Origin of the sequence: Paenibacillus sp. MAEPY2 (genome assembly GCF_000499205.1) — a bacterium.
Taxonomy (GTDB): Bacteria; Bacillota; Bacilli; order Paenibacillales; family Paenibacillaceae; genus Paenibacillus; species Paenibacillus vandeheii.
This window is the reverse complement of sequence record NZ_AWUK01000007.1, coordinates 31,405-43,072: the sequence shown is the minus strand read 5'-3', so window position 1 is coordinate 43,072 and position 11,668 is coordinate 31,405. Positions and strand designations below refer to the sequence as shown.

The 11,668-nt window shown below is 45.1% G+C and carries 11 protein-coding genes; 2 read left to right on the top strand and 9 right to left on the bottom strand.

Annotation, left to right across the window (positions count from 1 at the left end):
• Positions 1-2: 2 nt before the first annotated feature.
• The 4 genes from P364_RS0104965 to P364_RS0104950 are packed head-to-tail and all read right to left on the bottom strand — an operon-like array spanning position 3 to position 4,312.
• Complete coding sequence (locus tag P364_RS0104965; RefSeq protein WP_024629051.1) at positions 3-1,601, bottom strand: extracellular solute-binding protein; 1,599 nt, start codon at positions 1,599-1,601, stop codon at positions 3-5.
• Positions 1,602-1,655: 54 nt separating this feature from the next.
• Positions 1,656-2,558: a carbohydrate ABC transporter permease gene (locus P364_RS0104960; RefSeq protein ID WP_024629050.1), complete on the bottom strand. Its 903-nt coding sequence runs from the start codon at positions 2,556-2,558 to the stop codon at positions 1,656-1,658.
• An 18-nt stretch (positions 2,559-2,576) separates the two neighbouring features.
• Positions 2,577-3,536, bottom strand: coding sequence for an ABC transporter permease (locus P364_RS0104955; RefSeq protein ID WP_024629049.1), 960 nt, complete (start codon positions 3,534-3,536; stop codon positions 2,577-2,579).
• Positions 3,537-3,547: 11 nt separating this feature from the next.
• Positions 3,548-4,312 (bottom strand): alpha/beta hydrolase, encoded by a 765-nt coding sequence (locus P364_RS0104950; protein ID WP_024629048.1) that lies wholly within the window; start codon positions 4,310-4,312, stop codon positions 3,548-3,550.
• Between the two features lie 465 nt (positions 4,313-4,777).
• Here P364_RS0104950 and P364_RS0104945 point away from each other — a divergent pair, with 465 nt between their 5' ends.
• The gene (locus tag P364_RS0104945; RefSeq protein WP_024629047.1) at positions 4,778-5,695 is read left to right on the top strand and encodes a serine hydrolase domain-containing protein; all 918 of its coding nucleotides are present in this window, start codon (positions 4,778-4,780) and stop codon (positions 5,693-5,695) included.
• The gene (locus P364_RS0104940; protein WP_024629046.1) at positions 5,692-6,132 is read left to right on the top strand and encodes a GNAT family N-acetyltransferase; all 441 of its coding nucleotides are present in this window, start codon (positions 5,692-5,694) and stop codon (positions 6,130-6,132) included. The genes P364_RS0104945 and P364_RS0104940 overlap by 4 nt, the downstream gene beginning before the upstream one ends.
• Positions 6,133-6,224: 92 nt before the next feature.
• Here the strand turns inward: P364_RS0104940 and P364_RS0104935 are convergent, their stop codons facing one another.
• The 5 genes from P364_RS0104935 to aroF all read right to left on the bottom strand — a co-directional run bounded on the left by P364_RS0104935 (position 6,225) and on the right by aroF (position 11,478).
• Positions 6,225-6,479 carry an AbrB/MazE/SpoVT family DNA-binding domain-containing protein gene (locus P364_RS0104935; protein ID WP_024629045.1) on the bottom strand — a complete coding sequence of 85 codons (255 nt, stop codon included), beginning with the start codon at positions 6,477-6,479 and terminating at the stop codon, positions 6,225-6,227.
• Between the two features lie 170 nt (positions 6,480-6,649).
• Complete coding sequence (gene trmL / locus P364_RS0104930; RefSeq protein ID WP_024629044.1) at positions 6,650-7,114, bottom strand: tRNA (uridine(34)/cytosine(34)/5-carboxymethylaminomethyluridine(34)-2'-O)-methyltransferase TrmL; 465 nt, start codon at positions 7,112-7,114, stop codon at positions 6,650-6,652.
• 138 nt (positions 7,115-7,252) lie between these two features.
• Positions 7,253-8,341, bottom strand: a complete 1,089-nt coding sequence (serC, locus tag P364_RS0104925; protein ID WP_024629043.1) for a 3-phosphoserine/phosphohydroxythreonine transaminase — start codon at positions 8,339-8,341, stop codon at positions 7,253-7,255.
• Between the two features lie 233 nt (positions 8,342-8,574).
• Positions 8,575-9,999: a type I glutamate--ammonia ligase gene (glnA, locus tag P364_RS0104920; protein ID WP_024629042.1), complete on the bottom strand. Its 1,425-nt coding sequence runs from the start codon at positions 9,997-9,999 to the stop codon at positions 8,575-8,577.
• A 414-nt stretch (positions 10,000-10,413) separates the two neighbouring features.
• Complete coding sequence (gene aroF / locus P364_RS0104915; RefSeq protein ID WP_024629041.1) at positions 10,414-11,478, bottom strand: 3-deoxy-7-phosphoheptulonate synthase; 1,065 nt, start codon at positions 11,476-11,478, stop codon at positions 10,414-10,416.
• Positions 11,479-11,668 lie beyond the last annotated feature (190 nt).

The window sequence follows — 11,668 nt, the reverse complement described above, 5'->3', positions numbered from 1 at the left end:
GATTACTTGAATTCTTTGTTCAGTTCATCCAGATAAGGCTGAACCAGGGACATTTTGCTGTTTACCCATTCTTTCCAGTTCGCTTCCAGATCTCCATTTTTGAGGATCAAGTTGGCATACTCATTTTGGTAGTCGAATGAAGCCTGACTTTTAGCTTTGGAATCGTACAGGTTGACATCCCAGTCGTATGTTGCGAGTGATTGACCTTCTGTACCGAGTTTTGCTTTTTCCTCGAACAGCTTCACAGCTCTTTCACGATAATCCTTTTTGATTGCAGGGTTCACAACACTGAAGTCGTCGCCCAGAAGATAGAGACCTTCGAAACGTGCTGGGTATTTGTCTTCCAGAACAGTTCCTTCTGGCAGCAAGCTAACCAGTTCATTGTTTTCATCATACTTCCAATCTTTTCCTTCGAAGCCCATGTTGATCAGCAATTGTCCTTCTTTGGTAGTCGAGTAGTCAATCAGATCCATGATCCGTTCGAATTTCTCGTCACTAATGTTCGGATTGAAGATCAATGCAGACCAGAAGTTGGCTTGCTCCATGTTGCGGTATTTCCCATCATCGCCCAATACGATTGCTGTGTGTACCAGATCATCACTATCTACACCCAGATTCTTTCTCATATCGGAATCCAGACCTTGTCTGTACGAAGCCAGTCCGCCCAGACTTGTTACTGCAGCTGTACCTGTTACTTTGAAGTTGTTTTGACCTTCATTGTTTTTCCATGTATAGAACTCAGGATTGAGCAAGCCATCTTTGTAGGCTTTTTGCATCAATTTAAGTCCTGTCAGCGTCTCAGGATCTGCTGGTCCCCAGTGGAACTGGCCATCTTCTCCCTTATAGAACGGAGAGTCGGTCATGGCATGTACACTGTTCGGCATAATGATGTTCGTCATGGCATCTGCCGCATTGTAGGACAGAGGTACAAGTTTGTTGCCCACTTTGCCTGGATCTTTTTCTTTCACAAGCTCAGCGTATTCATTCAATTCAGTTGTTGTATATGCATCTTTCAGTTCGAAACCAACGGCTTCAGCCCAGTCTTTACGAAGCGCAATGACACCAATTTGGTTCGTCAATGGATCAGCAGGTTTGTTCTCGAAATAGATTGGTCTTGGCAGGACGTATGTTCCACCTGTCAGTTCTTCCAGCTTGTCTCCAAGACCGGTCAACTTGTAGGCTGCTGCCACGTTAGGCCAGCGTTCTTTCCAGTCGTCCGGGAATTTGTAGAACAGGCCTTGATCAATACTGTTCATGGCATCGCCATGCACGTAGTTCCATACGGCTACATCCGGCAAATCGCCAGAGTTGATCCACAGACGAAGCTTCTCGCCCCATGAATCCCAATCGATATAGTTGTAATCCCATGTTACATTGAACTTGTCTGTCCAGAACTTGTGGAAATCATTATCCAAGTTCCCGTTTTTAATTTCTGTCAGGTTAGCTACAGAGATGGTCAGGTTGTCTTTGTAATTTCCCTCTGCATCTTTTTCGTTACCACCTGAAGCTCCTTGGCTGGAACAAGCGGTCACCATCAGCATAACTACACTAAGCGTGATGGCAAAGAGAGCTCTTACTGACAACTTTTTGTTCGTTTTCATGTTTTACCCCCATGTTTTTAGTAGAATTTTAATGCAAAAATCCTATACGTATAATCAGGTCTTGATAGCCCCTGTTAATACCCCTTTGGCAAAGTGTTTTTGCAGCATTGGGAAGAAACACATAATTGGTACCATGGTGACAAATACGGCCGCCATCTTCATACCCATTGAGAAATTGCTTGCTTGGGCAGCATCCACACTGGATGCATTGGATGCGTTCGTCTGGGATGTGACGATAATGTTTCTGAGTACATTCTGGAGCGGCAACTGATCCGCTTTTCGCAGGAATATCATCGCATCATACCAACTGTTCCAGTACGCCACACCGTAGAACAACGTGATGGTAGCCATAATTGGTGTAGCTAGTGGCAGAACTACCGAGAACAGAATTCTCCACTCCCCTGCTCCATCCAATCTCGCCGACTCCATCAGCGATTCAGGCAAGGTATAGAAGTAGTTCATCATCAGAATCATGTTAAATGCACTGAAGCTTCCCGCCAGAATAACGGACCACAGCGTACCTGTAAGGTGAAGTGATTTCATGATCAGGTACAGCGGTACAATACCACCATTGAAGATCATGGTGAACAGTACCAGGAAAAAGAGAAATTTCTTGAACGGAAATTTGTTGCGACTAAGGCCATATGCCATGCTTGTTGTCAGGAACAAGCTGAGTGGCAAGCCGATGACTAGCAAAATAATTGTATTTTTGTACCCCGACAGAATCGTTCCGTCAGCGAACAACGCCTTATAGGAATCCAATGTCCATTCTTTAGGGAACATCAAAAATGGATTGTCTGCATATTCTTTTTGTGTTGCGAACGAGATCATGATGACATTCCAGAACGGAATCAGAATCATCAGGGCAAGCACAAGTAAAATGGCGAAAATAATGTAATCGAGAAATGTCATTTTTTCTGTACCAATTCTCGGTTTTTTGTTAGCTCTCTTGCTCATTTCATTTTTCCTCCTCTCTTATCGGAACAAACCGTCTCCGCCAAGCCACTTGGCAAATCTGTCTGCGAGAAGCAGCAAGACCATATTCACGAGGGAACGGAACAAGCTGACCGCCGTCGAGAATGAGAAGTCCGTTGAAGACTGGAACGTAATCCGATAGATGTATACATCCAATACTTCCGATACATTTTTGGTTGCGGCATTCGCCAAGTTGAAGATCTGGTCGAAACCGGATGACATCAAGCCACCAACCGACAGAATGAACATGACAGTAATTGTCGGAAGAATGTTTGGCAATGTAATCTTGAACATCTGCTGCATACGGGAAGCGCCGTCAATCTGTGCCGATTCATACTGATCCTGATCAATACCGGAAATGGCAGCCAGGAAGATAATCGCACCCCATCCGCTTGATTTCCAAATATCCGTCAACAGCAGCATCGGTACAAAGTTGGACTCGGAACCCAAGAAGTTAATGGTTGGCAATCCAAGCAAACCAAGTGCGCTGTTTACCAGTCCGTCATAAGCCAGGACGTTGATGACTACCCCGGATACGATGATCCATGAAAGGAAGTGAGGGAACGTAAGAACCGTCTGGAACCACTTTTTCCCTCTGCGCATCCGCAACTCATTCAGCAACAGGGCCAGAATGATTGGGAACGGGAACTGAATAATCAGTTTCAGAATGTTGATGTACAGCGTCCGCCATACTGCGTCAATAAAGGTTGGGTCCCGGAAAACGTATGTGAAATTCTCAAATCCGCTCCATGGGCTTCCCCAAATCCCCAGATTCGCCTTGTAGTCTTTAAAGGCAAGAGACAGGCCACCCATTGGCATGTAGGCAAACAGGATCAGCCAGACGAGTCCTGGAATAAGCAGGGTGTACGTCATTCTGTGCTTCCAGATTTCACTCCAGAGCGAATTGCCTTTCAAGTTTCCCTTCAGCTTTTTGCTAGGTCCTTCGGCTGCAGGTTTCAAATTGCATCTCCTCACTCTACTTTGGTCTTGTCGTTATACAGAAAATCAAACATGGTTCTCAGGTGGTGCTCCCAGAATCTCCATTCATGGGTGCCCGGTGTCTCTACATACCGAAACACAAAATCCGTTTCCTGCATGTATGCTGCGAATTTGCGGTTCATATCCATAAACGGATCAATGTCACCACAACAACTCAGAATATCCGGTAAATTTCCACCTTGCTTCAACAGCTTGGCAGACAGTGCGTACAGGTCCTGATCGGGTTTCACCTGTAACCGTTCCCCAAAAACCGCTTTCATTTCCTTGATCATGCCTGATGGCATCTCCGGGTCATGAAGCCGGGTCTGGATATCAGTTACACCGGATAAGGACACCGCCTTGCGGTACCTCTCGGGATATGTCAGTGCACATTTCAATGCACCGTACCCACCCATGGATAGACCGGCGACGTAAGTCTTGGCCGGGTCTGTATTGAGATTGAGCTGACGCCTGCAGAATTCAGGCAGCTCCTGAGTGATGTAATGGAAGTAATTCAGGCCGTATTCCATATCGGTGTAATAGCTTCGGTTCGCTTCCGGCATAATGATGGTACAGCCATATTGCTCTGCGTACATTTCAATTGTAGTCAAACGTTGCCATGTACTTGCATTATCGCCTGCCCCATGCAGCAAATATAGCGTACCGCCTGAAGTGTCTCCGGAGTCACTGGACACTACATGTATGCTTGTATTCATGCATAATGTAGGCGATCCGGTTTCGATCGTTATATGCGCCATATGTAACCCCTTTCATCGTCGGCTGCTGTCTGTAAACTTCTGTTTTTCTGCCTTTGTGTTGCAACTTCCAGTGATTCCCCCGTATTTCGCTCGGTTATCGAAACGATTTTCTCGAATCGTTTCAAAACATAGCCAACGTTGATTTACTTGAACTTGATTACAACACTTTTTACGTGGAAGCGATTTCTTCGAATCGTTTCGAATAAATCATAATCCCGAAGTGCAAACCCTGTCAATAACCTTTTTACAAATTTCGCGCTTTTTTCTCGAAAAACTGATTTTTCGTAATAAAATTTGCGTCAAAAGACACTTCTATTATGCAACAATATCCTTTAAGTAACCGTTTGCACATTCTCATTGACATTGAACCCCGTTTGTATTAACATAAGTTCTAATTTTTGAGCCAAATTGCGGAAACGTTTCACCAATAGTAAAAATTCTTCTTTTTTTAGAAAGGATGTTACGATGTCGAGAATTATAGATTCTTTTGTTCATCATATTAATGAACAGCAGTTAAACGTACATTCTGTTCGGGTATTGCAGAATGGGATTACCATCGGAGCCTGGGATCGTACCCGTGATATGCGCCACTTACAGCATTCCGTCAGCAAATCATTTACCTGTATGGCGATTGGATTGGCATTGGATGAAGGCACGCTTACACTTGAATCCAGACTCGGTGATTATTTCACATCACCCACTCCTGCTTCTCATTTAACGGCCTTCCCCCCTGCGGATCTCACCCTGTACGATTTGCTGCGGATGTCCTCGGGGCATGATGTCCCCGTGTTATGGGCGGAAGAGCGAGCCACCCTTCCTGAGAAAGATTGGGCGAAATATTACATGTCCCTTCCTTTGAACAGAGTCCCTGGTGAAACGTTTACATATAGCAGTGCAGATACGTTTATGATCTCCGCCATGTTTCAGGCTGCTTCTGGTCAAACGGTTAAGGACTATCTGATTCCCCGGCTATTCGAGCCACTGGGTATTTCGAATGTAGAGTGGGAAACTTCCCCCTTGGGTATTACCTTGGGTTGTGCAGGCTTGCAGCTCACCAACGAGGAATTAGGCAGATTCGGTCAATTATTGCTTCAGGAGGGTTACTGGAACGGCAAACAGCTCATTCCTGCGGAATGGATTCGCTTGGCGACGGCACAGCAAATCCCTACGCCGGGAGACGGTGATTGGGGACAAGGTTATGGATATCAATTCTGGAGATGTTCCCATAACGCTTACCGTGCTGATGGGGCCAATGGTCAACTATGCGTTGTTCTGCCCGCGCTGAAATCGGTCGTTTCCATCAATAGTGACGAACAAAATATGCAAGCCATTCTGGACAATGTATGGTCAGATATATTACCTATTCTGGAGGGGAACATTTGAATATACGAACAGCTGTTGTTAAAGATTACCCGGAATTAAGAAACATTTATCTGGAGTCACGTCGCGCCCGTTTTCACTGGACAAATCCGGAGCACATGTCCCTTCAAGATTTTGACGCAGATACTGTGGATGAGCATATTATCGTGGCTGAACAGGAAGATGGACAGCTTCTCGGTTTCGCATCGCTGTACCTCCCTGATCATTTTATCCACCTTCTGTTTATCCATCCCGGGTTTATGGGCGGGGGCACAGGTTCACGCTTACTTGATGCGTCGATTTCACTCATGCAGCAGCCCGTTCGATTGAAATGTGTGTCTGACAACCACAAAGCAATTGGTTTTTACGAACGACAGGGTTGGAAAAAAGTCATTGAAGAAGGTACACCCGGAGAAAAATATTGGGTGATGGAGTATGACACGAGAGCTGAATCCCATTAGCTTCATAACGTATGATGGAAGTGGATGGCGATTTTTTTTTCACACAAAAAAGTATCATGACCTTCAGGAGGCCATGATACTTTTTATTTTACTTACCCGTGCTGTGGAAGCTGGGTCATTTCATCTAAACATTGTGCGCATATGTAACGCTCTTTGAACTCATTGACTTCTTCCATTGATCCACAAAAAATACATTTTGGACGGTATCTCTCCAGAATGATATGGTCCCCTTGTACTAAGATCTCTACAGGATCTCCCTCATTCATTTGATACCTTTTACGCAAAGATTTAGGCAATACGATCCTACCCAATTGGTCAACTTTGCGAACGACTCCAGCTGGCTTCATAGCTACGGCACACCTCTCCTATCTTACTCTAAATTTCTAGGTACATTTGTACTATGTTTATTAATTCGCCAAGATTTTGTCGAATCCTGCTGGAAATAAACATTTTTTGTCCTTTTTTTTGAAAAATGTTTTTTTAGCGAATTCTAACCGTCACTTATACACGAATTGGATCAATCAAGATCCGGAAAATTCAGTTGACGCAATGCCTCATACACAATGATTGCTGCTGAGTTTGACAAATTCAATGATCGGACATCACCTGACATTGGCATTTTCATACAAGTATCGGGATTAGCCGCAATTAATTCTGGAGGAAGACCTTTTGTCTCCTTACCAAATACCAGAAAATCTCCATCCTGAAACTCAAAATCACTATATCGGTTTTTCGCCTTCGTGGTTGCGTAGAAAAAACGACCTTCAGGATACTGTTCCTGAACTTCGGCAAACGAATCATGATATTCGATATGAACGGCATGCCAGTAATCCAGACCCGCGCGTTTCAGTGTGGCATCATCCGTACGGAATCCGAGTGGACGCACGAGATGCAAATGTGTACCTGTAGCCGCACATGTACGAGAAATATTGCCCGTATTTGCCGGAATCTCCGGTTCAACCAGAACGATATGTAAAGCCATATGTGTTCAATCTCCTTTTCATTTCATGTAAGCGACAATTCTCTAATCTTAAAAGAAAAGCCCTCCACACGTCAATGTGGAAGGCTCTGGTAAAGCGTAAGTGTGAATGCTAGAAATTCACAACTCCCCGCCAATTATTTATCCATTAGTCTTCTGGAAGTGGCTCATAAAGTCCGTAAGTGCCTTAACACTTTCATATGGTGCAGCATTATAAATGGAAGCACGCAGGCCACCCACACTCCGATGCCCTTTCAGACCAACAAAACCTTCTTGCTCCGAAACCTTGATAAACTGTTTCTCCAAATCCTCATTAGCCAGACGGAAGGTCACATTCATCAGGGAACGATCTGCCGGATCTACACAGCCACGGTAGAAGTCTCCGGAGGAATCGATAGTATTATAGAGCAATTCTGCTTTCTTCACGTTCTTCTGTTCAATTCCAGCCAATCCACCTTGTTCCTCAATCCACTTCAGAACCTCATTCACCATGTATACGGAGAAAGACGGAGGTGTATTATAGAGAGAATTGTTGTCCACATGTGTACTATAACGGAGCATAGTCGGAATCGTTTTAGGAGATTCACTCACCAGTTCTTCACGGGCAATAACGACCGTAATCCCTGATGGACCCAAGTTCTTCTGTGCACCTGCATAGATCATACCGAATTGATTCAGATCAAACGGTTTGCAGAAAATGTCACTCGACATGTCGGCAATAAGTGGAACTGAACCGGTATCCGGGAATGACTTGAATTGTGTCCCCTCAATCGTTTCGTTAGACGTCAAATGAACATAAGCTGTGCGATCCGGTAAACTAAGATTCGACACATCCGGTAATTTCATATATTTATCCGCTTCGGAAGATGCAGCGACCTGTGTCTCCCCAATCAGTTTCGCCTCAGACAGCGCCTTCTTGGCCCAGCTGCCTGTCATGACGTAACTGGCTGTCTGCCCTTCTCCGAGCAGGTTCATCGGCAGCATGGCGAACTGAGTGCTGGCTCCGCCCTGCAAGAAGAGAACTTTATATCCTTTGGGATTGCCTAGCAGAGACAACAAACGCTCCTGAGCTTCATTATGTACAGATTCGTACACTGCCCCACGGTGAGACATCTCCATAATCGACATTCCCGTGTTACGAAAATCAACAAATTCTGCCTGAGCACGCTCCAATACCTCAAGTGGCAACGCCGCAGGTCCTGCATTAAAATTATACGCTCTCTTTGTCACTAAATTCCCCGCCCTTTCCATCCGTAGCTGACATATGAAGTGAATATTATCGCTATGATATCAGTATTCCCTATCTGCTTCAAGGGCAATAAGCACCGAAGCTGCGATTCAGGGTTATCAAATTCCTTTATCACCCTGCAAAGTTAATGCACTACATCGTTTGTTTCAAGGAAAAGCCTCCGAGAGCGAGTCCCGGAGGCTTTACATTGGGAACAGTTTCTGTTCCGACCGGATTAGCAGTCGAAGTAGAGGCTGTACTCATGCGGATGAATGCGGATTGCTACTGCTTTCGCTTCGTCACGTTTGAGGTTGATATAGTTTTCAATGAATTCTTTTGTGAAGACGCCGCCTTCAGTCAAGAATTCGTTGTCCGCTGCCAGAGCGTCCAGCGCTTCTTCCAGGGAAGCTGGCACACTGCGGATATTTTCTTTGTCTGCATCAGACAAATCATAGATGTTTTTGTCGAGCGGACCATATCCAAGCTCAGTTGGGTTGATTTTGCGTTTGATACCATCCAGACCCGCCATCAGCATTGCAGCGAACGCCAGGTAAGGGTTAGCTGTGGAGTCCGGTGTACGGAACTCGATCCGACAACCTTTCGGCGTCACCGCTGCAACCGGAATACGTACGGCTGCCGAACGGTTACCTTTGGAATAAACCAGGTTAACCGGTGCTTCATAACCAGGTACGAGACGTTTGAAAGAGTTCGTACTAGGGTTAGTCAAAGCAATCAGAGCTGGTGCGTGGTACAAAATCCCTCCGATGTAGTGCAGAGCCATTTCACTCAAGTTTGCATATCCCGCTTTGTCATAGAACAATGGGGAATCGCCATCGAAGATGGATTGGTGAACGTGCATTCCGCTACCATTGTCACCAAACAGTGGTTTTGGCATGAATGTTGCTACTTTACCATATTGACGTGCAGTGTTATGCACGATGTATTTGTATACAAGCAGGTTATCTGCTGTTTTCTTCAACGTATCAAAACGGAAGTTGATTTCGGCTTGACCTGCTGTCGCCACTTCGTGGTGATGACGCTCGATCGACAGGCCGGCTTCTTCCAAAATGCGACACATTTCACTACGAATATCTTGTTGTGTATCCACTGGAGCTACAGGAACATATCCGCCTTTAGTGCGAACTTTGAAGCCAAGGTTACCGCCGTCTTCCTTACGGTTGGTGTTCCATGAAGCTTCTTCGGAATCTACGAAATAGGAAGAGCTGTTCGTGCCGCTCTCATAACGTACATCGTCGAAGATGAAGAATTCGGATTCAGGTGCGAAGAATGCTGCTGTACCTACTCCGCTTTCTTTCAGGAACTCTTCCGCTTTGACTGCGATACCACGTGGGTCACGCTCATAACGCTCGCCATCCGGAGTGAAAATATCACACATAACATTCAATGTAGGGTGTGCTGTGAACGGATCGACAAAAGTCGCTTCAGGGTCTGGAATCATAACCATATCGGACTCTTCAATTCCGCGGAAACCTTGAATAGAAGAACCATCAAAGGCTACTCCATTTTCAAAAGTGTCTGCGTCAACTGCCGAAGCTGGTAACGAGATGTGGTGCGCACGACCGGATAAATCTACAAAACGAAAATCTACCCACTCGATGTTGTTCTCTTGAATTGATTTCAATACGTTTTCAACCGACATGTATTCGTCCTCCCAAATATTCCGAACATTAAACAACCCCGCTAAGAAAATGTCCATATTCGAATTTTTTTCTGTCGTCATTATAAAATCTCAAATGTGACATCGTCAATACTTATGTAAGGTATTTTTTGCGAGTATGTAAGCTATGCTCACATTTTATAAACCTATGAATTTCACTTAACAACGTATATATACTATATTTAACTGGTTTAATGCGGTAAAGCAGGGCTATATTTAGCCTAAATTATGGAAATAACATTACATCATAAATGTTTCTTATCACCTATGATTAATAAATGCGTTCAAAGCTCCGAATAACACAAAAACCGGACATTTTGCCCTAGCCCCATTCTCATTGAACGGAGCCAGGGCAGATGCCCGGATGATATATATTACCTATACGATGAAGATCAGTTATACGCCCACTCGTGCCGGAAAGAACTCCGCTGGTTGTTTGGCTGTGTTGAATGTTTTACCCACGATTGGTGCCAATTTCTCCAGATCCTGAAGCAGGTTGGCAAATTGGTCAGGGAATAGAGACTGCACGCCGTCACCCGTCATAGAGTTATCCGGATCTGTATGCATTTCGATAATTAGGCCGTTAGCACCAGCAGCAACAGAAGCCTTCGTCATCGGTTCAACCAGTTCACGGCGACCAGTACCATGGCTTGGGTCCGAAATGACTGGCAAATGACTGAGAGACTGGAGAACAGGGATAGCCGACAGGTCAAGCGTATTACGTGTGTAGGATTCGAATGTACGAATACCGCGCTCACACAGCATTACATTCGGGTTGCCACCCGCAAGAATGTATTCAGCTGCATTCAACAGTTCATCATAAGTTGCACTGAAACCACGTTTCAACAATACTGGTTTGCCACACTCACCCAATTTGCGCAGCAAATCGAAGTTTTGCATGTTACGTGTACCTACTTGCAGAATATCTGCGTACTCGGCACAAATATCCACATATTCAGGTGTCATGACTTCTGTAATGGTTAACAGATCATGCTTCTTACCTGCTTCTGCCATCATGATCAGACCTTCAACACCCGTTCCCTGGAAGCTGTATGGACCTGTACGTGGCTTAAATGCACCACCGCGGAGCACCTGCCCACCAGCAGCCTTAACCAATCCGGCAATCTCATCAATCTGTGCGGCTGATTCAACTGCACAAGGTCCACCCATAACGACGAGTTCTTTACCGCCAATATCTACACCTTTGATGGAAATTACGGTATCCTCCGGATGGAAGTCACGGCTTGCCAATTTGTAGGACTTCGAAATCTTGACTACATTCTCCACACCTTTCATTTGGCGGAGATGCTCAGCCATTTTCGGTTCTACTTTACCTATCAGACCAATGATAGTCCGGTCCTCTCCGCGAGAGATATGAACCTGAAGTCCTTCCTTTTCAATTGTAGCGACGATATCCTGAATATGCTCCTCCGGAGTAGCTTTACCTGCAATAACGATCATTATAATTCCCATCCTTCCTTGTATGAGAGCGCCTTAGCGTCTGATTTAATCCCCAAAACTCTTCTTCACTTAAACGCTTGTTCGCTTTTAAGCTTTTAATCACTAAAGCAAATATAACATATTCACCCTTTTCAGTCAAGCCGGCTCTTATCCACCTCAAAAAAAGAATCCAGCAGCCAGCCACCGGATT

Bases quoted from the DNA above. Each gene is read 5' to 3' on its own strand.
- trmL (WP_024629044.1), bottom strand. From the start codon at position 7,114: ATGGCTTTACATATCGTTCTGGTTGAACCGGAGATTCCGGCAAATACG.
- P364_RS0104960 (WP_024629050.1), bottom strand. From the start codon at position 2,558: ATGAGCAAGAGAGCTAACAAAAAACCGAGAATTGGTACAGAAAAAATG.
- aroF (WP_024629041.1), bottom strand. From the start codon at position 11,478: ATGATCGTTATTGCAGGTAAAGCTACTCCGGAGGAGCATATTCAGGAT.
- P364_RS0104950 (WP_024629048.1), bottom strand. From the start codon at position 4,312: ATGGCGCATATAACGATCGAAACCGGATCGCCTACATTATGCATGAAT.
- P364_RS0104965 (WP_024629051.1), bottom strand. From the start codon at position 1,601: ATGAAAACGAACAAAAAGTTGTCAGTAAGAGCTCTCTTTGCCATCACG.
- P364_RS0104945 (WP_024629047.1), top strand. From the start codon at position 4,778: ATGTCGAGAATTATAGATTCTTTTGTTCATCATATTAATGAACAGCAG.
- P364_RS0104935 (WP_024629045.1), bottom strand. From the start codon at position 6,479: ATGAAGCCAGCTGGAGTCGTTCGCAAAGTTGACCAATTGGGTAGGATC.
- glnA (WP_024629042.1), bottom strand. From the start codon at position 9,999: ATGTCGGTTGAAAACGTATTGAAATCAATTCAAGAGAACAACATCGAG.